12 protein-coding genes are annotated in these 22,246 nt (G+C 38.2%); 1 reads left to right on the forward strand and 11 read right to left on the reverse strand.

Translation table 11 applies throughout. The features are described from left to right. Positions 1-27: 27 nt before the first annotated feature. The 10 genes from ACSBFT_RS19835 to ACSBFT_RS19880 form a co-directional block, all read right to left on the reverse strand. A complete protein-coding gene (locus ACSBFT_RS19835; protein WP_489602153.1) occupies positions 28-2,370 on the reverse strand; it encodes an ABC transporter permease in 2,343 nt (780 codons plus the stop codon). A gap of 370 nt (positions 2,371-2,740) precedes the next feature. Further along, positions 2,741-4,249, reverse strand: coding sequence for an ankyrin repeat domain-containing protein (locus ACSBFT_RS19840; protein ID WP_489602154.1), 1,509 nt, complete (start codon positions 4,247-4,249; stop codon positions 2,741-2,743). Positions 4,250-4,252: 3 nt separating this feature from the next. After that, positions 4,253-4,624, reverse strand: coding sequence for a BlaI/MecI/CopY family transcriptional regulator (locus ACSBFT_RS19845; protein WP_111373374.1), 372 nt, complete (start codon positions 4,622-4,624; stop codon positions 4,253-4,255). Between the two features lie 226 nt (positions 4,625-4,850). Further along, a complete protein-coding gene (locus tag ACSBFT_RS19850) occupies positions 4,851-7,229 on the reverse strand; it encodes an ABC transporter permease (RefSeq protein WP_489602155.1) in 2,379 nt (792 codons plus the stop codon). 23 nt (positions 7,230-7,252) lie between these two features. Beyond that, positions 7,253-9,610 (reverse strand): ABC transporter permease, encoded by a 2,358-nt coding sequence (locus ACSBFT_RS19855; protein ID WP_489602156.1) that lies wholly within the window; start codon positions 9,608-9,610, stop codon positions 7,253-7,255. Positions 9,611-9,630: 20 nt separating this feature from the next. After that, a complete protein-coding gene (locus ACSBFT_RS19860; protein WP_489602157.1) occupies positions 9,631-12,057 on the reverse strand; it encodes an ABC transporter permease in 2,427 nt (808 codons plus the stop codon). A 29-nt stretch (positions 12,058-12,086) separates the two neighbouring features. Beyond that, positions 12,087-14,510 (reverse strand): ABC transporter permease, encoded by a 2,424-nt coding sequence (locus tag ACSBFT_RS19865; protein ID WP_489602158.1) that lies wholly within the window; start codon positions 14,508-14,510, stop codon positions 12,087-12,089. Positions 14,511-14,675: 165 nt separating this feature from the next. Beyond that, the gene (locus ACSBFT_RS19870; protein WP_489602159.1) at positions 14,676-17,081 is read right to left on the reverse strand and encodes an ABC transporter permease; all 2,406 of its coding nucleotides are present in this window, start codon (positions 17,079-17,081) and stop codon (positions 14,676-14,678) included. 153 nt (positions 17,082-17,234) lie between these two features. Then, positions 17,235-19,625 carry an ABC transporter permease gene (locus ACSBFT_RS19875; RefSeq protein WP_489602160.1) on the reverse strand — a complete coding sequence of 797 codons (2,391 nt, stop codon included), beginning with the start codon at positions 19,623-19,625 and terminating at the stop codon, positions 17,235-17,237. Between the two features lie 149 nt (positions 19,626-19,774). Beyond that, positions 19,775-20,452 carry an ABC transporter ATP-binding protein gene (locus tag ACSBFT_RS19880; RefSeq protein WP_463048655.1) on the reverse strand — a complete coding sequence of 226 codons (678 nt, stop codon included), beginning with the start codon at positions 20,450-20,452 and terminating at the stop codon, positions 19,775-19,777. Between the two features lie 76 nt (positions 20,453-20,528). Here ACSBFT_RS19880 and ACSBFT_RS19885 point away from each other — a divergent pair, with 76 nt between their 5' ends. Further along, a complete protein-coding gene (locus ACSBFT_RS19885) occupies positions 20,529-20,894 on the forward strand; it encodes a four helix bundle protein (RefSeq protein WP_489602161.1) in 366 nt (121 codons plus the stop codon). A gap of 49 nt (positions 20,895-20,943) precedes the next feature. Here ACSBFT_RS19885 and ACSBFT_RS19890 read toward each other — a convergent pair whose 3' ends face one another. Continuing rightward, a complete protein-coding gene (locus tag ACSBFT_RS19890; protein ID WP_463048657.1) occupies positions 20,944-22,194 on the reverse strand; it encodes an efflux RND transporter periplasmic adaptor subunit in 1,251 nt (416 codons plus the stop codon). Between the last annotated feature and the right edge of the window lie 52 nt (positions 22,195-22,246).

Raw genomic sequence — 22,246 nt, forward strand, 5'->3', positions numbered from 1 at the left:
AGGTTTAATATTTTATTTTAGAGGTCTTTACTCGCTCTTCAAAGATTTCACGGGATTTGCCAATGCTCCTTTTATAGCTTGAAAACTTACAGTTCCGAGTGTCAATGTCAAACAGCCTATAGCAGCGATAGCTGCCATCCACCATTTAATTTCTATTTGATAAGCAAAATCTGTCAGCCACTGATCTAACAAATACCAGGTTATTGGCGTAGCTATTAATAATCCGACAAAAACTAGTTTGACAAAGTCTGCCGACAATAAGGTGACTATCTCAGAAACACTAGAACCCAGTACTTTTCTGATGCCAATCTCCTTGGTTCGGCTTTTGGCAACAAAGGCACTCATGGCGAAAAGACCCATAAAAGCAAGAAGTACAATGATTACGGAAAAGAAGTTTAGGAGCTTAAACCTTGATAAATCGGTAGCTAAAAAACGGTCAAACTGGGCATCCAAAACATTAAATTCTACAGGGCTTTCTGGAGCAAAAGCATCGTTTACCTCTTCAATGGCCATTCTTGTTTTTTGCCAATCAGCCGAATTGATTTTCAATGTATAGTAATCAATGCTGTGAATAGGGTTATTCCAGTGGCTAATGATTAAAGGCTTTACCGTAGTCCTGAAGTCTTCCATTTGAAAATCTTTTACTACGCCCGCTATGCTGACGTGGAAGGTTTTGTCAAGCTCATTTAAACTGCCACCATAATTAACAGCAGGTATGTCAATATTTTGACCGATAGGCTGTGAAAGGCCAAGTGCCTTAACGGCGGCCTCATTGATAAGCACTTTTGTGCTATCTGCCGGTAGCCCTCTAAAGTTTTCACCTTTGAGAAGTTCTACCTGAAAAGTTTTCAAAAAGTCTTTATCTGCACCTATGAAAAGGGCATCTTGGGCTGTTTCTCTGTTCTGTCCAGTTTTTAATGTTTTCACTACAGGGATATTTTTCCACTCACCTGGCACGCGGGAGGTAACACTTACAGATTCTACTTCAGGGATTTTTAAAAATTCTGCCTTTAGGGTTTCAAACTTTTGTCGGTAAACACGACTGTTGACATCAATCATAGCTAAGCCATCTTTCTTAAAACCAATTTCTCGGTTCTTTAGGAAATCTAATTGCTTATTAAAAACAATAGAAGCCATCAAAAATGAAATGACGGCCACAAACTGAAATACTAACATCACACGTCTAAATGGTAATTTGGAAGCGGAGAATTTACTACGATAAGAATCATTTTTGATGATGAGGGAGAAAGGATAAGCGACCGCCAAAAAGGTAATGAAAAGTCCTGCCGCTAGCGTAAAAAGAATTCCCTTGAGAGGTATCCCAGAAAGGTTTAGGGTAGTGTTAAAAAGGTTCTGAACAGTGGCTTTACTGACAAGTAAAATCAGAAAAGCGAGTAACATGGAAATGCTAGTGAGTAACATGGATTCGGCAAGGAATTGACGCAGCAATTGTAGTTTACCTGAACCCATCATTTGTCTGAGATTAATCTCTTTAGCTCTGTCCATAAAGGCGATATTCAGTAAGCCAGCATAATTAAAACAAGCCACTAATAGAATTATTAAACCTATCCAAAAGAAGAGTTTTACATAAAGACCATTGCCTTTGGCCTTATTTATTTCGCCTTCTACCTCGTTTTGGTATAAATGAATGTCTTGTACAGGTTGTAGCTTAAATGTGCTGTTGAATGGTTTTTCTTTAGGATAATTCTCTTTTGTAAGGTTTTGAATCTTAGCACTTAAAGCATTCAAATCTGTTTGTGGATTAAGTTTGAAATAGGAAATGAAGTTTCTGTTTTCAAAATCACCAGAAATAGCTTGTTCCCATTCATCAAATATTCCTTTTGCTACAGTTTCAGTTAAGAAAATCCCATTCATTAGATGTGAGTTTTCTGGAAAGTCTTGATAAACAGCTACAATAGGATGCTCACCATACCCAGTTTTCAAAACCTTCCCTAGAGCAGGCTCTTTACCAAAATATTTCTCTTTGATAGCCTGGGTAAGTACTATGCCGTTTGATTCATTCGTAAGGCTACCTTCGGCAAAGGGGAAGTCAAAAACAGCCGGAAAATTATGGCATAAGATGACAATTGGTTCGTGAGAAACCGTTTCAGGGTCGTTTCCAACATCGGTTCTTCCTATGGGTAAAATTTGCGTTTGGGTTTCTATTTCATCAAAAAGGTTAGCGGCTTTTCTAGCTATGGCAGGAGCTAACTGAGCCGACTCTCTAACATTTCCGTTTTCTTCAGTGGCTATTTCTAGCAGTCGATACACGTTTTCTTGTTCCGTATCAAAAGAGCTTTCACGGAGCACGTAAGCATTTAGTAAAAAGAAACAATAGAAACCAAAAGTAAGTCCGATGATGTTTATCAAAGTGAATTGCTTGTGATTCTTGAGGTATCTGAAGGCTGTTCTTAGATTGTTTTGGAACATGGGTTTTGGTGTCTGGTGTTGGATGAGGGGTTTCGAGTGTTTGCTGTTTTTTTTGTCAATTTGCACTCTAGAATGTTGTCAGTTCGAGCGAAGACGAGAACAGTCGTTAAAGGAGCATCTCCCTGTCTGCCTACAGGCAGGGACTTCGCTCGATGTGACAGTAATCGCTCGAACTGACAACCTCTTCGCTCGATGTGACATTGTATTCGTTCAAACTGACATTGTCTTCCGTTTGACAGTTTCGACAAAGCAGTGGCTAGAAGCCCTTTCTAGGCTTTTTGTTTACTACTAGTATATTTTTTCGCTAATTCTATTCGTATTTCTGGAGCAGATTAATCATCTTCGTATTGCCAGAAGAGCGGGCGTGAAACATAGCGTATTCATCGCCAGGGACATTTTGATAAGGGTCTGCACCGGCTTCCAGTAATAATTCTGCTATTTCATAGCGGTTATTCCTTACGGCATAAATTAGTGCTGTACCATCTCCGCGGCTCTCTTTATTAACATCTGCACCATATTCTAAGAGTAAATGAGTAAGTTCTATATTTCCGCTTCGAGAAACAGCCATTAGCGGACTTTCATCTCTTGAAAAGTGATATTCTGTATCTCCTCCTGCTTCTAAAATCATTTTACCAATTTCGTAATTGCCTTGGCGGGCAGCTGCTACCAATGGTGAACGTGGCTCACCGTCGCCCGTATACGCACAGTCGGGGTCTTGATTTTTTAAGAACTCTCTTACGTCTTGAATGTTTTCTTTTTTTACCGCATTTAAGAGGTTTCTGCAACCTTTTGTGCTAAAAACGAAATCTCTGATGCTTTCAGGCTCAGCGTCTGCTCTATTGATTGCTGAGGTCGATTCCTTAATAGGCTCTGCGTTATTTTGGCTAAGATTTTCTTGAGCAAAAGTTTCAACAGGATTATTGGTCAATAATATTGTAACAAATAACAATGGTGCTATAAAAGCATATTTCCAGTAACTCTGATTGTTCGATTTTTTTGTATTCATTTTCATAATTCGTTGTTTTAATAATGACTGATTATAGTTAGTAGTTATGGTGAGTGGGCTGGTGTAGGTAGCTACTTTGAGGAGGTTCATTTGATATGAATCTCGTTTTACAGCCTTTCTTTCTAGTAATAAATCGTCTGTTTGGTATTCTATGTTTTTTTCTACCTCTTTTCTCCAAAGCCAAACCAAGGGGTTAAACCAGAGAACCATCACTGCCAATTCAGAAAAAAGTAAATCAAAGGAATGACGCTTACTTACATGGATTTTTTCATGTTTTAGAATTTGCTCGTAGGTCTCAAAATCATAACTCTCAGGGTTGATAAAGATATAATGGAAGAAAGAGCAGGGCTCTTGGACAAGAGGGGTATTGATAATAATGGCATGTTCGTCTTCTATTTTGTCATGGCTTTTCCAAACTTTTAGGAGAATAGAGATAACCTGAGAAATAAAGTTTAAGAAGAAAATAGCTACCCCGAAATAATAGATTAGGATTAACCAGTCTACCAAGGTTCGTTCAGTTTGAACGACACTTTCTATTCTTGAAGCACTCTCAGTGTTTGGCGATGCTTCAATCTTTTCAATTGGTGCTACGGCTGATGGTTTTGTGTCAACCTTTTCTATGAATTCAGAAACGAAACCTTGTTGATTTACCATCTTTGGCAAAACAATATAGGGCAGGGTAAAGGCCAAGACCAAACTTATGAGTAGATAAACTCTATTGGTAGAAAAGAAGCTTTCTTTTTCTAAAAATAGTTTATAAAACACCAGTAAAACGGCGAGTATAAAGGAGGCTTTTAGAAGTATTACTAGCATGGCTTAGGCGTCTTTATTTTTGTTGATAACCGAAACCAATTCCTTAATCTCTTCTTCCGAAAGGTTTTCGCCTTTGGCAAAATGTGCAACCATTCTGGAAAACGAGCCACCGAAGAATTTCTTCTTGATGTTCATTTCACCTAAATGCTCTGTTCTGTAATCTTCAAAAGGAACAGCTGCTGAATATTGGTGTGTGTTGCCTATTTTTTCAGAGTTCAGAAATCCTTTTTTTACAAGAATTTTTACAATAGTGGCCACAGAATTATAATGTGGTTTTGGCTCTGGTAGCTCCTCTATAATATCTCTGATGAATACGTTTCCTTGTTGCCAAACTATCTGCATTATTTGGTCTTCTCTCTTTGCTAATTGTACCATAATTTGAATTATTGATACACAATACTACTAATTGATTAGTAGTATTCCTAATGAATTAGTATTTATCTACTAATTGGTTAGTGGTTTGATGTTGAAAATGCCGTAAGTACTTGTTAGGTATAGGTTTATGAAGGTTGTAGTGGAAAGTGATAGCTCAATAAAGAAAAAGAGTAGAATCTTTGTAGACACTACTCTTTCCTAAAAATGTTATAAATGCTTAGTTTTTTTACTCGCTCTTTAAGCTTTCCACAGGATTTACCAAAGCCGCTTTAATAGCCTGATAACTCACGGTAATTATAGTTATTAAAACAATCCCGATGAAGGAATAAATAAAAATGGCGTAATCAAGTTCTGCTTTATAGGCATAGCCATCCAGCCATTTATTTATGGCATACCAGCTTAATGGAAAAGCGAATAAGACCGCCACTAAAGTTAGTTTGACAAAGTCACTCGAAAGTAATAAGACCACTCTGCCTACCGAGGCTCCGAGTACTTTTCGGACGCCTATTTCTTTTGCTCTCTGTTTGGCGTTAAACATGGCCAGTCCAAATAATCCCAAGCACGAAATTAGAATGGCTAAGCCCGCAAAGTATTTGGAGAGGGTTGCTACTCTTTTTTCTGAGGCATAGAGGGTTTGATAACTATCATCCATAAAGGAGTAATTAAAAGGATAACCAGGATTAAATTCTGCATATAAATCATTCAGACTCGCTATGGCTGTTGCTTCTTGACCTTTGGCAACTCTAAAGACGAATTGCGAAGTACGCTGAGGCGAATATCTAAATAAAACAGGCTGAATGGTCTCATGAATGGAGCTTGAAAAAAAATCTTTTGTTACACCCACTATGATTTTTTCTTCACCCCACATGTTTATCTTTTTACCTATCGGGTTTTCAATTCCCATAGCTTTAATGGCGGTTTCGTTGAATATCAAACTTTCGTTTTCAGTACCAAAATCTCTTGAGAAACTACGACCTTCGGCCATTTCAATGTCCAAGGTTTCTATTAAATCGTAATCCACCGTTTTTATAGAGAATACTAAACTTGCTTCTGGGTCTCTTCCTTGCCAGTCAAGTCCGGAAGTGTTTGAGTTATCGCCAGACTGGGCAATGGCTCCCTGTATAGAAGAGGCATTTGTGATTTCTGGTATTTCTTTAGCCCTAGATAAGAAAGCGTCAGATTTTTCCATTAAAGGGCCGTCACGCTCTATATAAATCACATTTTCTCTATCGTAACCCAAGTTCATGTTTTGAATAAACTGGACTTGATTATAAACAGCCAATACCGCCACAATAAGAAAAAGTGATATGGAAAACTGAAAGACGACAAGCCCTTTTCGAGCTAAAATTTCACTAAAAGAGGTCTTGACCTTGCCTTTTAAAATACCGATGGTAGTAATGCTAGAAAGGTAAAATGCAGGGTAGTATCCTGAAATGACACCCGTGACAATAGCTCCTAAAAGAAGATAAATAACGGTTAACACATCAATATTTAAGGAAATAGATTTGCCCGTGATGTCATTAAAATTGGGTAATAAAACTATCACTAAAACGACAGCTACAGCAAGGGCAAATAATACGGTCATAACCGATTCTGACAAAAACTGAAGTATCAAACTACCTCTGGACGAACCTACAGCCTTCTTTATTCCAATTTCTTTTTCTCTTTTTGAAGCGGTAGCCGTACTCAAATTCATGAAATTAATACAGGCGATTATTAGGATGAACAGGCCGATGATGGAGAAAAGTTTGACATAGTTTATTCGCCCGCCCGACTGAACACCGTTTTCGTAAGTGCCATATAAATAGGCGTCTGAGTAAGGTCTTACAAATGACTGGAAACGCGTGTCGTTGCTGTAAGCGTGCACAAAGTTTTTAATCTTGGCATTGAAGGCTTCTATGTTTGTGCCTTCTTTTAAAGTTATGAATGTGTTAGTACCTTCATTACTCCATTCTTTAAAGTTGGGTACCATGTCAAAGAGTGTTCCTTTGGTCAATACAAAATCAAACTGCATGGTGCTATTTTCTGGTACATCGTGCATCACGCCAGTTACTTTGGCGAGTACACTCATACCAAAAAATGTACAATCGATGGTTTCGCCCAAAACATCTGAAGAGCCAAAAATCTTTTGAGCCAAACTCTCTGATATAACTACAGATTCTTTCTGATTAAAAACCTGCGAGGTGTTTCCTTGAATAAGAGGAAACGTAAATATTTCAAAGAAAGCTTTATCCGCAAAAATGGCCCCAGCCTTTACGATCTTATTATTAGGTGTTTTTAAGTTAAATTCATAGCCTTCATTTACAAGTGAGAAAAAAGTTGTCGCCTTTTCAACCTCTGGGAGGTCTTTTGCCATGGTTTCGGCCAGTAAACCCTGTGTGTCAGGATTGACAGAAATGTCGCCGTTAGCCTTCATAACTTCCATGACTTGATAAAGCTGTTTATCATTTTCGTGAAATTTATCAAAACTCATTTCATCCTTAACCCATAAGCCAATGAGAATAAAACAAGCCAAACCCGTAGAAAGCCCTATGATGTTTATGGCGAAGGTTCCCTTGCTTTTGAGAATATTTCTCCAAGCGATTTTGATGTAATTACGTATCATAGCTTTTAAAATTTTGGCGGTGGTTATTCCGATTTTAATGATTTTACAGGGTTTACTACAGCCGCTTTTACGGCCTGATAACTCACAGTTATAAGAGCTACTATTACTGCCGAAGCCACAGCCAACAGAAAATACCACCATTCCATCTCTATACGATAAGCGTATTTTTCTAACCAGTTTTGGAGGTAAAACCAAGCAACCGGAAAGGCTAAAAGTGTTGAGATAAGAATCAAAACTATAAATTCTTTGGAAAGCATCCCGATTAGACTTTCAACACTTGCCCCAAGGGTTTTTCTTATGCCTATTTCTTTGGTTCGCTGCTCAGCTGTAAAAGTAGCAAGTCCAAACAATCCTAAGCATGAGATAAATATGGCCAAAATAGCGAAAACGCTGGCCAGGCTGCTGATGGTGGTTTCGGTGGTGTATAGTTTTTTGAATTCTAAATCGGTAAACTGATAGTTTACCGGATAGCTTGGGTTGTATCGTTTAAATATTTGTTCAATACTGCTTATCGCCAACTTGGTTTTTCCGGGTTCGGTTCTTATGATAGCGTAGCCCCAATGCTCTGATTTGGGCATTAATCTAATGATGAGTGGCTCAATGGTTTCTTTGATGGTTTCGTGATGAAAGTCTTTCATAACGCCTACAATTTGCCCTTTCTGGTCCCAAAATGTCAATTCTTTTCCAATAGGGTCTTTGTATCCTATCTTTTTAGCAGCGGCTTCATTTACTAAATAACTCAATGAATCGTTTCCGTAACTAGCATCAAATTCTCTTCCATCTAAGAGCGTGATATCCATGGTTTTTAGGAAGTCAAAAGATACTGGGTTCTGTGAAAAAACAATGATTTGAGTTGTGTCTTTTCCTGGCCAACTAACGCCTTGGGTGCTGCTTCCAACTTCCAGTGGAGTAGCCTGACTGGCGGATACTGACGCTATACCGGCTGAGTTTTCAAGCTCTTGCTTTATAGTGAGAAATTTATCCTTTACCGCCCCCTCTATGGGTACATAAAGTAGGTTTTGGCGATTAAATCCTAGGTTTTTGCTCTGGATAAAGTCTATTTGTTTAAAAACCACAATCATACCCAATATGAGCATAATGGATAAACCAAACTGAAAAACTACGAGCCCTTTTCTGAAAATCGTTGCACTAGGTTTAAACTTCAGTGCCCCTTTTAAGACGACAACGGGATTAAGTGACGCCATAAACAAAGCTGGATATGAACCCGAAGCAATACCAGTAAAAATTGTTATTGCAGTTACACTAAGCCAAAACTCAGGATTTGTAACATCTAGTGACAAGGTCTTTTCTGTGAGTGAATTAAACTCAGGTAAAACGAGGACCACGACCAGCAGAGATAATAACATGGCAAAAAAGGCAATTAAAATGGACTCGCCCATAAACTGACTTATTAAAACCCAGCGAGGGGCACCTCCTACTTTTCGTATGCCTATTTCTTTTGCCCGTGTTACTGAGCGAGCCGTGGCCAAGTTCATAAAGTTTATGCAGGCAATGATCAAAATGAAAATAGCCACGATAGAGAAAATGTTGACGTAGTCTATTCGCCCTCCTGTCAGTACGCCTGCCTCATAGTTGCCATGGAGGTATAGGTCTCCAAAGTTTGCTAAGAAAATTTCCCTATTCGCATCTGGATTTTTTTGTAAAACGTAGTCTTTTATTTTAGCATTTACTTTTGCTACATCGGCGTTTTTGTTGAGCATTACATAGCACCTCGGCCCTCCATTAGTCCATTCTTTGGCCCATTCGTTGTCTTTTAGCCAATTGTCATAACTCATTAAATACTCAAACTTTAACGAAGAATTTTGCGGAACTTCCGCCAAAACTCCCGTTACGGTCACAAGGTCTTGGTCGTTAATTATTATGCTTTTTCCCAGCGGATTCGCTGTTCCAAAATACTTGGTGGCTATTTTTTTAGAAATAACGACAGAGTTTGGGTTTTTAAGTGCGGAACTTGAGTCTCCCATTACTAATGGGAAAGAAAACATGTTTAAAAAGTCATTTTGAACGTATCTACCATGCTCTTTTTCGTAGATATTTCCGACAGTAAACAGTGTTTCTTCTTCCCAAAGTATTTGACTAGCAGCTTCTATTTCAGGAATATCTTTCTTGATATTTTCTGCCAAAATTCCAGGAGCAGCAAAGTTTGTGCTTGGCTGCTCTTCATAGAATTGGTTGCTCAAAACTTGGAAAACTCGTGTACTATTCTCGTGATATTTATCGATAGATTTTTCATTTTGTACCCACAGAAATATGAGCAGGCTACACGCCATACCAAGGGCGAGCCCTGTAATATTTATAGCAGAAAAAGCCTTGCTTTTAAGAATGTTTCTCCAAGCGATTTTGATGTAATTCTTTATCATAATTTTTTATACACTTGAGACTATTCTGTTTTAAGGGATTCTACAGGATTGCTGATGGCCCCTTTTATGCTTTGAAAACTGACGGTTATTATGGCAATAAGTATAGATACTATAGCGACAATGCCAATCATCCACCATTCTATGTCTATTCTGAATGGGAAATCTGCCAACCACATATTCATAAAATAGGTTGAAATAGGTATGGCTATGAATAGAGCCACCACCACCAATTTCAAAAAGTCTTTACTTAATAAACCGACCACGGAGGCCACACTTGCTCCCAACACTTTTCTAACACCAATCTCTTTGGTTCTAGATTCCACTGTAAACATGGCCAAGCCAAAGAGTCCTAGACAAGCGATGAATATGGATAAGCCAGAGGCTGTGCTAAAAACGCGGCCGTATTGCTGCTCCTGTGTATAGGTTTCTGCAAACGCTTGATCCACAAAAGTATAATCGAAAGGATTTCCAGGAAAGGTGGATTTGAAAGAAGCTTCAATAGCGGCTATTTTCTTTGGGAGGTCTTCTTGGGTAAGTTTTATAGAATAATAGTTGTTGTTGTTTTGGGGGTAAAACAGCATAGGTTCAATTTCTGAATGTAAGCTGGTATGATGGTAATCTTTGCTAATTCCAATGATATCTAAATGACGTTCGTCCCATTGAATGCCTTCAAGAATAGCGTCTTGATTTGATTCAAAACCAAGAGCTTCTACGGCCTTTTCATTTATGATGATTTTGCTGTTTTCATTCCATTCCACATCGCATTCGGCGGCAGAGAAATTTCTTCCTGCAACAAGAGAAACTTCGTAAGTGGGGAAATAAGAATCATCAATGATGACAAATGAGTAGGCTGTAAACTTGTCGTCTGGTTTAGATCCTGGCTGTGTAAAACCTGAAGTTTTAAAATTGTAAAACTTACTGGGAACAGAACCTGATTCTGAGTGATTAAGCACAAAGCTTTGCTGGCTTAAGTAATCATCAAATGCCCCAACCCTATTAGTATAAGAATCATTTTGTCCAACTTGTGGACCATTCAGGATTAAAGTTTGCTTGGCGTTTATTCCTAAGCTTTCGCTTTTCATAAAGTTCAACTGCGAATAAATAACAACAGTCGCTAAAATCATGGAAGCAGAGATACCAAATTGAGTAATAACCAAACCTTTCCTAATCCATTGCCCTTTTCTGCTGCCGCCAATTTCCCCCTTTAAAGTATCAACAGGATTGAAACCAGACATAATGAAAGCAGCATAAAGTCCTGATGCAATGCAAATGGAAAGAAGAACAAAACCGCCACTGATCCATACGGATGCATCGCCCAAATCATTGAGATTTGCTTGTTTTCCAATGAGTTCATTGAAATATGGCTGTAATGAAAAAATCAAAAGCAGGGCTAAACCAATACTTAGCAAATTTAAAAGAGCCGTTTCAGTTAAAAATTGGCTAAGAACCTGTGGTTTGGTAGCACCTATGGCCTTTCTAATACCTATTTCGGCTGCTCTTTTTAGAGAAGCAGCTGTAGAAAGGTTGATATAGTTAAACCAAGCAATCAGCAGAATTAAAAGTGCAACACCCGAAAGAATGTAAATGTATTTCAGGTTGCCAGTGGTAGCTAAGTCCTCATCAAGTGAGGCGGCAATATGTAGATTATTTAAAGACTGCATCCTGAGAGCAGTACCATCATCCTCGCCATTTAAAGATTGATATAGTGCATTAAGTTTTGACTCAGTCTGTTTGAAATCGCTTCCTTCATTAAGCAATAGCATCGTTTGGATGTATTGAGAATCTTTATTGTCAAGGTTTGCCCAGTCGTTTCCCCCTAAATTTGAGGGATTTCTAAGCGTTTCTAAAGAAAACAACATGTCATATTGAAAACTGGAGTGATGATCCATGTCTTTAAAAACGCCTTTTACGGTATAGCTGATGGCTTTGAATTGGTTATTGAGTACTAATTGTTGGCCAATAGCATCTGCATTGCCAAAGTATTTCTTAGCAGTTGTTTCAGAAATAAAAGTGGTATTTGGAGCCTCAAAATCTACTTTATTCCCCTTTAAAAGAGGAAAACTAAAGAAATCGAAAAAGTTACCTTCTGCGTAACCAATGCTGTTTTCTCTGAAAGAGATATTGGAGGCTTCATTTTGTACTATACCCGCTCCTACGCCTTGTTCAAAACGACAATAGGACTGAACTGCTGGAATTTCATTAGCTATAATTTTTGCCCAGCCAGGGGCTATCTCTGGCCAACTTTCTCCTTCTAAACTAAAATTCATGACACGGTATATACGGTCAGAATTTTCATGAAACTTATTGACTCCTTTTTCTAAGCCTATGTATTCTAGAATAAAGACAAATGAAGTAAGTCCTATGGCTAAGCCTACAATATTTATAGCACTGAAGGCTTTATTTCTTATCAGATTTCTCCAAGCTATTTTGATGTAATTCTTTAACATAGTTTTGTCTTTAATTTTGGTGCTTTAAACTATTCGCTTTTAATGCTGTCCACAGGATTTGCTTTCGCGGCATTCAATGTTTTGTATATCACAGTAATAAGACAAACGATCAATGTAGTAAGAGCTGCAAAAATCATTAAAACAGACGTGTTATTAATTTTATAAGCATATCCGTCTAACCATGAGCCCATGGCATACATGCCTAAGGGTGCTCCTATAATCACAGAGATACCTACCAATATCACAAATTCTTTTGAAAGTAGTCTGGTAATCTCGCTTACAGACGCTCCCAAAACTTTCCTAACACCAATCTCTTTGGTACGTTGCTGGGTAGTGAAGGAAACCAATCCCCATATGCCCAGCAAACTGATAAAAATGGCCAAAAAGGCGAAGGTGTGTGAGACTTTTTTAAGGCGTAATTCAGTTGCATAAACAGTGGCCATCCGCTCGTCTAGGAAACTATATTGAAAAGGAACATCTGGATTTTTTGTCAACCATTTTTCTTCCATAGCAGACAGCAATTGTGAGGTGTTCTGTGCATCAAATTTGACAATCATATTGTTTAGATTACTATCGTAAAATGTGGCTACAGGGACTACCACGGTTTTTAAAGAAAGGAAATTGTAATCTTTAATAACGCCCACTATTTCATAGGGTGTGTCGCCGGCATCCATCTCCTGATTTAGGAACTGCATACCTATGGCCTTATCTAGGTTTATACCATAAGTTTTTAAAAAGGTTTCGTTTACTACCATTTGGGTGCCATCTGCCTCCGGGAATACTCTCCCTTTCAACAGCGTGATTTCCATAGTTTTAAAGAAGTTCTCTCGTGCTAAATTTAAGTGTACTATTTGACCCTCATCCACAGTCTTTCCTTTGAGAAAAAGTTTTTGGTCGTACCAGATGTTTTCTGACGGAATGAATTGGGTAGCAGTAACTTCCGCTACTTGTGGAATAGACTTCAACTCATTTTTTAACACCTCATAATTTGCCACAGCACCTTGTGTTTTTAATGGAATTACCAGCTTTTGGTTTTGTGAAAAACCTATATCAGTATTGCTGAGGTGATTTAATTGCTGCGTAATAACGGAAACAGCATATATAAGCAAAAACACCATGACAAACTGAAAAACAACAAGTCCGTTTCTAAGGACAAAGGCTTTTTTCCCTGTTTTAAAGCTCTTTTTTAGAATTTTGATAGGATTCATTAAGGAGAGGTAGAAGGCAGGGTAGGAGCCTGCTAATACACCTGTTAATATGCTAATTCCTAAAATAATATATAGTGTTTGTAGCGATAAAATATTACGAATATTTAGTTCAGCGTTCAGAAGGTCATTGATATATGGGAGTGCTAGAATCACAATGGGGATGGCCAAAATTACGGCCAGGAGAGAGAATAAGAGTGATTCGGTAATAAACTGATAAACCAGGGCTTTGCTGGCAGCCCCGTTGACTTTTCTTACGCCTATTTCTTTAGCTCTCCTAGTGGCTTGTGCAGTGGTTAAGTTTATATAATTAACACAGGCCATGAGTTGAATGAAAATGGCTATTCCAAGCAGTAGATACAGATAATTTATATCAGAGACTTTGCCAATGGGAAAGGCATATTGGCTGGATTTAAGGTTTATATCTTCTATTTTTATTAAGCCCAATGTTTTATCCATATTTCTAGAAAGCAGCATCTCTTTCGCATTCTTTTCCAAGAAATTAGGAAGTTTAGAGGCAAGGACTGGTAGTTTAGTATTGGGATTGACCTTTAAATAAGTGTGAACAAAATTATTAGTAGCTAGTTCAGTGGAATTTTGGACAAACCTTCCCATTCCTGTACTTCCTATACTGAGCACAAAATTTGGTCTTAAATGAGATTTGCCCACTTTTTCGTCAAAAATAGCCGTTACTTGGGCAGTGAATGCTTCACCCGAATTTGAAATTTGTAAGGCCTTGCCCATCGCTGCATTGGAGTTGCCAAATAGCTTTTTAGCTATTTCCGAAGAAAGGACAATACTGTTTGGATTATCCAAAGCAGATTTTAAATTTCCCGCAATCCCGGTAAAACTAAAAACGTCAAAAAATGTAGAATCAGCCAAAATGCCGTCTTTCTCGAAAAATGATTTGGAAGAGCCTTCGGGTTTCATAAGAAACTCGTTGTCCATGCTCACTACTCGCGTTTGTATCTCCACTTCTTCAAAGTTTTGAAGCAGAGCTGTACCCATACCTGGAGAAGACGTAATGGCTACAAAATCTGGCGTGTCTGGATTGTCAATGGTGGTGGTTACTTTATATATTCTTTCGTAGTCTTTGAAATGTTTTTCATAACCGAACTGAGACTGCACATAAATCAAGATAGACATACAGCAGACTGTTCCCACCGTAAGACCAAGTAGATTTATAAGTCCGAAAGACTTTAAATTAAGGAGGTTTCTCCAGGCGATTTTGATGTAATTCTTAATCATTTATGCTATTGACTTTTATATGTTAAGCTTTAGTTCCTAAACTGTGCCAGAAGTGTTAGATGCTTATTTGTTAGGTGTTTGTGGAATTGTTTACTCCTGCCGAATGTCCGATAATGGACGGGTCGGACGTTGGGTTTTATTATTTCAACTAAACGCCACCCTGTCTTACTCAATCCGCATAGCATTCACTTGATTTCCTAAAGCCGCTCTTATTGAATGATATGCCACGGCAAGCATGGTTAACGTAAGAATTATCAAAGCAGAATATGCAAAAACAATTGGGTTTATAGCCGTTCTGAAGGTGAAAGAATCTAACCATTGGTCTAGGAAATAGTAAGACAATGGAAATGCGATTAGGCAAGATACCCCAACTAGAATCATGAAGTTTTTGGCCAATAAAAACACAATCTGGTAGCTCTCAGCCCCCATTACTTTCCTTACTGCTATTTCTTTTTTACGCTGCTGCGTGGTATAAGCTATCAAGCCTAAAAGCCCTAAAAAAGCAAGGATAATAGTCAGCCCTGAGAAAGTAGAAAAGAGCTGGCCACGCTTTTGGTCTGATTTAAACTGCGTCTTAAAATCTTCAGAAGCAAAAGAGTATTCCATTGGCTCTTTTGGGAAAGACTTTTTATAAATATTTTCAATGTAAGTAATGGAGCTAGCCATGTCTTCTTCCTTCACTTTAAATTGCATAGAGGCGTTATTATGCGTATAAGTTAGCATAAGAGGCTCTATAGGATTATAGATAGAACGCATGTGGAAGTCCTTTATCACACCAATAACATAAAAAAATGGTTCGGCCTCATTGCCTTGGTTTTTGATTCTTTTACCCAAAGCACCCGTTCCCCAATGCATCTTTTTAACAAAGGCCTGATTAACTAACACGTTGATACAAGAATCTGGTCTGTCTGTTAATCTGAATTGTCTGCCTTCGGCCAATGCTATCCCAAAGTTTTCCAAATAATTTTCGTCAATCCCAAAATTGTCGATGCCTTGTGAAGTAAACCCATCGGCAGTTTCTATTTCAAATAAATTATAATTTTGACCGGTGGTTCCCGGAGTATAATACGAGGTAGAAACTGCTTTTATTTTGGGATTTTGAAGAGCTTCATTTTTAATGTAATCTAGCGTGCTGGTATTGCGACGCTCTACAAAGGGAAGAGAAAGCACCAGGATGTTCTCTTTATCGTAACCCAAATCTCTGTTTTGTAAATAATTAAGCTGATTGTAGATTATCCATGTAGAAATTAACATGACAATGGCAACCGTAAACTGAATGACCACTAGGGTCTTTCGAAGACCCGCATTTGAAGATGCTTTTGATAATTTCCCTTTCAAGACCACTAAAGGGTTAAATTTTGATAGGAAAAAAGCGGGGTAACTACCGCCAATAAAACCCGCAAACAATACGATACCCAAAGTATAAAGTAATGTGAGTGGCTGCAGAATGTAGTAGAAGGAGAATGCTTTACCTGAAATGTCGTTAAACGAAGGCAGCAGAATTGCTATCAAAATCATACTGAGAGCAAAAGAAATGAAAGAAAGCAGCATTGATTCAGTTAAAAACTGAGCAACCAACTGCCCCTGAACAGAACCAGAAACCTTACGAATTCCTATTTCTTTAGCCCTTCTGGCAGAACGAGCGGTGGTCAAGTTCATGTAGTTTATACAAGCTATTAATAGAAGTAAAACAGCAATGGTAGAAAAAGTATAGACATAGTTTATGTTCCCTAAAGGCTCTGGTTCGTATTTCAATGTGCTTTTTAGATGGATATCCGTAATCGGCATCGCGGCATATTTCATGGTTACACCAAATTGCTCAAAAATCGACTTTTGATAAGTTGGGTAGATAGAGGAAAGTTTATCTTCAAAAGAGCTAACGCTTGCCCCTGGTTTAAGAAGGACATAGGTCAATGCTCCAAAATTACCCCAGTTTTGACCTTGATCGTTTAGGTAGGAAAGTGTGGAGATTGAAATTAGCGAGTTAAAAAGGATATGAGAATTCTCCGGAACATCTTCCATCACGCCCGTTACTTTATAAACGTTGGTGCCTTCACCTTCCAAAGCTTTGCCAAGAGCATCTTCGGGTTTCTTGAAAAACTTTAAAGAAGTAGACCTGCTAATAACAATGCTATTAGGCTCAATTAAGGCGGTTTTAGGGTCTCCAACGATAAAAGGATGCGTAAAAACGGCAAAGTTATTACTGTCGGCATAAAAGACTTTTTCTATGTAGGCTTCTTGGCCATTATTCTTTAAAAGTGTCTTTTGGTTTCCTGGTATATACCTTACCGAATGCTCTACTTCGTCGTAGTCAGTTTTAAGAGCAGGTCCCATTATCATCGGAGAGATGGCAATATTGTCGGTTTTTTCTGGCTCTATTAATTCGGAGTTTATACGATAAACACGTTCGCCTTTTTCATGATAAGTATCAAAACTTAATTCATCTTTGACATAGTAAAATAACAAGAGACTAAAAGTTAAACCGATGGTTAAACTCAATATGTTCAAGGCAGAAAAACTAAGGTCGTGTTTTAGGTTTCTCCAGGCGATTTTGATGTAATTCTTAATCATAATTCTAAATATTCTATGAAAGTGCGATTGACACTTAATGAATAACCCAAACTGTGCCAGTAAGACTATAGTGCTTATAATGAGCTTTTTAACGGATTCGAAGCAATGGCAATTTGTCCAAAATCGGACACACTGTTCGGTAGTGAAAAGCTTTTACTCGTTCTTCAAACTCTCTACCGGATTAATTAATGCTGCTTTGATAGATTGGTAACTCACCGTTAAGAATGCTATCAAAATAGTGAGGATACCTGATGCTCCAAAAATCCACCAAGGCATGCTGATATGAAAGGCATATGTTTCTAGCCAGCCATTGAGCATATACCAAGCTATGGGTGCCGATATGAAAAGAGCGATTAATACGAGTTTCAGGAAGTCCGAGGAAAGTAAACGCACTAAATTGGCAAAGTTTGCACCTAATACTTTTCTAACACCGAGTTCTTTAGTTCGCTGCTCAGCAGTAAAAGCAGAAAGTCCGAAAAGCCCCAAGCAGGCAATAAAAATTGCGGTAATTGAAAAGAACAGAACAATTCGTCCCAATTGCTCTTCTGTAGCATATAGCCTAGCTACCACATCATCCAAAAACTGATATTCAAAGGCAGAAGAAGGGACTGATTTGTGAAAACCAGCCTCTAAAACCGATAGGTTATCTGCCAAATTTCCACCGCTAAACTGTACCAATAAGTTGTTCTTTTCTTCAGACGGACTGTTATGAAAAGCATAGGCACCTATGGGTTTATGGAAGTCTTGGAAATGAAAATCTTCCATAACGCCCACAATAACGGCTTTATTCCAATTGAAAAGATTATAAGCAATTTGTCCTATGGCCTCATCGGGTGAAAAGCCTAGAAAATCAATGGTTGTTTTGTTGACTACCACCTGTACAGTTGAGTCTTGGAGAGCGGTTTTGTTGGTAAACATTTGACCCGCTAATAGTTTAATATTAAGCGTTTCTAATATTTCGGGGTCAGTATAGTTAGTTTGGATTGCCAATACTTTATCAGGCTCTTCGTAACGCACAATAGTACGGCCACTTCCACTAGCACCAGGGTAAGTTTGTGATCGTGAAACCGAACCCACATAAGTCATATTCTTATAAGAAGCCAGGAGGTCATCTATTTGGGTTTTATTTTCGGCACCTTGCATGTTAATGGCAACCACGTGTTTTGTGTCATAGCCGAGTTGTCGGTCCTGAATAAATTTCATCTGACTGTAAAAAACGAATGTGCCAATCATTAAAATAATCGAGGCTGAAAACTGGACGATGACTAAGCCTTTCCTAACCGTTGAAGCGGCAAAGACGTAATCGTCTTTTCTTCCAAAAAGAGAAAGTGGAGAAAAAGAAGAAAGTAAAAGTGCAGGGTAGGAGCCAGCAACAATTGCTAATGCGATAGTGGTTATGACAATGCCAATTATTAAAGGAATATCAATCACTGAATTCAAAGATATTTTTTCCCCAGCGATACTATTTAAGAAAGGTAGCCCTATGATTAATAGCATAAATCCAAGAAAGACGGCGAGAGACACCATAATAAGTGCTTCGGTATAAAACCTTTTTATAAGGCTTGACTGACTGGCACCCATAGCCTTACTAATCCCTACTTCTTTTATACGTTTTTGTGATTGAGCCGTAGCCAAATTCATATAATTAATACACGCGATGATTAAAATCCCCAATGCCAAAGCTATCAATATATTTACCTGCTTTATATCGCTACCTTTTGTCATATTGGTATTAACAATATGGGTAGAATACAAATGGATATCGGTAAGTGGTTGTAACCAAAATGTGAACCATTGATTCTCCTTGGCAATATTTTCATCCAGAATGGCATTGATTTTAGTTACTACTTTTTTAAGATTGGCTTGGGGTTCCATCAAAAAGTAGGTCTCATAACTAGCGTTACTCCAATGTAAGTTATCGCTAGCCCACTTTACTGTTGAAAAGGAGCCAATAAGATCGGCATCAATCGTAGAATTGTTTGGGAAATCTTCATAGACACCACTTACGGTCATTTCATAATCATTGTCAACTTTTAAAGACTTACCCAAAGGGTTTTCATTGCCAAAATACTTTTCGGCACTTGTCTTACTGATAATGATTTTGTTTGGAGCATCTAGTGCGGTTTTTGGGTTTCCGGAAATTAATTGAACATTGAAAATATCGAATAGTCCAGGGTCGGTCCAATAGAGTTTTTTTTCGGAAAATTTGTTTTGGTCGGTGTTTACGAAAGCAATATTCCCGAATGAGTGATGCAAAAAGCGAGTGTAAGATTTAATTTCAGGAATCTCCTCAGTCATTTTGGGACCTACTATATTAGGTACAGATCCCCAGTCTTCTTTTCCTTGAAAACTGACAGTTTGACCGACACGGTAAATGTGATCCGCATTTGTATGATATTTATCAAAAGAGAGTTCCTGTTTTGTAAATAGAAAAAGGTACAAGAATATGACGATCCCAAACGACAAACCAAAAAGGTTCAGCGACGAAAAAAGCCCGTTTTTGATTAAATTTCTCAGGGCTATTTTGATATAGTTTTGAAGCATGACCGTTAGGTTTTAGGGTTTCACTGTGTTTTAGTAATGGTTTTAAGAGATTGTCATGTATGTTGTAAGTTCAAATTGAGCGAAGCCGAGCTGTTTAAAACTCACCTTCGCTTAAAATCATTATAGTCTTGTTTTAATCTAGAGGTAGATTAAACGTGAAAATTCTCCGTTACAATTCGACCATCAAATAAGTTGACGGTTCTGTGAGCAAAACCAGCATCATATGGAGAGTGAGTCACCATGGCTATGGTGGTACCTTCTTGATTTAGTTCCTGCAAGAGTTTCATTACATCTTCACCGTTCGCAGAGTCCAAATTACCAGTAGGTTCATCTGCCAGAATTAATTTAGGTTTGGCTACTACGGCACGGGCAATGGCAACACGCTGCTGCTGACCACCAGAAAGCTGCTGAGGGAAATGATTCCTTCTGTGCATCATATTCATTCTTTCCAATGCCGCTTCTACTTTTTCTTTACGTTCTGCAGAAGGTATTTTAAGATAAAGAAGGGGTAGCTCCACGTTTTCAAAAACAGTTAACTCATCAATCAAGTTAAAGCTTTGAAACACAAAACCAATGTTTCCTTTTCTTAACTGAGCACGCTGACGCTCGCTCATTCCGCCCACTTCGGTGCCATAGAAATCATAGCTTCCTTCCGTAGGATTGTCTAATAGTCCTAAGATATTAAGTAAGGTAGATTTGCCGCAGCCTGAAGGCCCCATAATGGCCACAAACTCGCCATCCTTAATTTCAAAATCCAAGCCATTTAAGGCCGTAGTCTCCACTTCGTCGGTGGTAAACATCTTTTGTAAGTTGGTTGTTTTTATCATTTTTTATTTGGTTACAAGTTACAGGTTAAGAGTTAAAGGTTTTAACTTTAGCCTATTACCATACTTCAAGTTAATTATGTCTAAGATTTCATCAATAGAAGATTTAAGGATTTGGCAAGATTCAATCAAAATATCTATTGACCTATATAAAAAATTTTCGAACTGTCGAGATTTTGGTTTTAAAGACCAGATTTTAAGAGCGGGCGTATCAGTCCCTTCCAATATCGCCGAAGGATTTGAAAGAAACAATGACAAAGAGTTTGTTCGTTTTCTTAAGTTTTCAAAAGGCTCTGCTGGAGAAATTAGAACACAATTAGTCATAGCCAAAGCTGTGGGGCTTTTAGAAGAGACTGTCGCAGATAATTTCAATTCTCGCATCATTTCCGTATCAAAACAAATTCAAACTTTAATAAATAGTGTTAATAACAAGTTGGGCAGGTAGTTTTCGAAAGAGCTTTTAACATTTAACTTTCGAACTATTAACCCTTACTCTATTTCAACTCCAAAACCTCCTTATCCCCAAAGTTTCCATAAGAACTCGTCACCACTTTTTCTCCAGGTTTAAGACCATCTAATACTTCATAGTGTCTTGGGTTTTTTCTGCCTAGTGTAATGTTTCTCTTTGTGGCTTTGGCTCCTCCTTCTTCTACCACATACACCCAGTTTCCTCCGGTGTCTGAGAAGAAACCACCTACTGGAAGTAAAGTGGCCTTCTCAGATTTCCCCAGCTCTAATCTAATTGGAGAAGATTGACCCCTTCTGATTCCATCAGGAGCGGACTTGCTAAATACCATATCCACTGCAAAACGGCCGTTTAAAACCTCTGGATATACTTTGATGATTTCCATTTTATGGGTACTACCATTGAAGTCAAAGTTGGCTTGTAAGCCGGCAAAAATTCTTGAAATATAGTGCTCATCAATCTCAACACGCATTTTAAAGCCGTTCATATCGTCTATCTGACCTATATTTTGACCTTGATTTATGTTGGAGCCTATCTCCACGTCTATAGATGATAGCAAACCTGCCACCGGAGCTTTCACCACTAGATTTTCTAATGTTTGTCTCCACAAGTCTACGTTTTTCTGTGTTCTTTCTAAAGTGCCTTCTAATTGCTTTATTTGAAGTGCAGCGTTTTCTTCCTGATATTTTTGAGATTCTATCTCAATCTCTCTTTGTTTTACCAACTTTTCATAATCTCTTTTGGTACGCATGTATTCCATGTCGGAGACCACATTATCCTTTTTCAATTGTTGATTCCTGTCAAAGGCGTCTTTGGCTTGAGCAATTTGAAAGTCCAAATCACTTAATGTTTTTTGTAGCGTAAAGCGTTCAACTTTTAGACGTTGACGCGTGTTCTGTAAATCGTTTACCAGGCGGCTGGCCTCTGTTTCAGATTGCAGAAAATTTAATTTTAGTTGCTGATTTTCCAATCTTAAAATGATCTGGCCTTGACTCACCATATTTCCACCTTCCACTAGCTTGTTGGTGACATATCCACCTACAATAGCATCTAGCTGAATGGTTTTTAAAGGTTGTACCACACCCTGAACGATGATGAACTCGTCAAAAATACCTTCTGACACTTCTGACACTGAAATTTTATCGGTTTCTACATTAAGTTTTGACCTGTGGTCTGCGAAGATAAAATTGTATCCAAGCAGTGAAATCACCACAACTCCAAGAGCTATCAAACCTATGCGTTTTACTGTCCAAAACTTCTTTTCTATTTTTCTATCCATTTCTTTTCCAGCCCCCGTTTATTGATTTGGTCAAAAGGCGTGTGCCAATTGA

The organism is Arcticibacterium sp. SM2516 (assembly GCF_057914865.1).

Bases quoted from the DNA above. Each gene is read 5' to 3' on its own strand.
- ACSBFT_RS19875 (WP_489602160.1), bottom strand. From the start codon at position 19,625: ATGCTTCAAAACTATATCAAAATAGCCCTGAGAAATTTAATCAAAAAC.
- ACSBFT_RS19890 (WP_463048657.1), bottom strand. From the start codon at position 22,194: ATGGATAGAAAAATAGAAAAGAAGTTTTGGACAGTAAAACGCATAGGT.
- ACSBFT_RS19840 (WP_489602154.1), bottom strand. From the start codon at position 4,249: ATGCTAGTAATACTTCTAAAAGCCTCCTTTATACTCGCCGTTTTACTG.
- ACSBFT_RS19885 (WP_489602161.1), top strand. From the start codon at position 20,529: ATGTCTAAGATTTCATCAATAGAAGATTTAAGGATTTGGCAAGATTCA.
- ACSBFT_RS19880 (WP_463048655.1), bottom strand. From the start codon at position 20,452: ATGATAAAAACAACCAACTTACAAAAGATGTTTACCACCGACGAAGTG.
- ACSBFT_RS19860 (WP_489602157.1), bottom strand. From the start codon at position 12,057: ATGTTAAAGAATTACATCAAAATAGCTTGGAGAAATCTGATAAGAAAT.
- ACSBFT_RS19865 (WP_489602158.1), bottom strand. From the start codon at position 14,510: ATGATTAAGAATTACATCAAAATCGCCTGGAGAAACCTCCTTAATTTA.
- ACSBFT_RS19855 (WP_489602156.1), bottom strand. From the start codon at position 9,610: ATGATAAAGAATTACATCAAAATCGCTTGGAGAAACATTCTTAAAAGC.
- ACSBFT_RS19850 (WP_489602155.1), bottom strand. From the start codon at position 7,229: ATGATACGTAATTACATCAAAATCGCTTGGAGAAATATTCTCAAAAGC.
- ACSBFT_RS19870 (WP_489602159.1), bottom strand. From the start codon at position 17,081: ATGATTAAGAATTACATCAAAATCGCCTGGAGAAACCTAAAACACGAC.
- ACSBFT_RS19845 (WP_111373374.1), bottom strand. From the start codon at position 4,624: ATGGTACAATTAGCAAAGAGAGAAGACCAAATAATGCAGATAGTTTGG.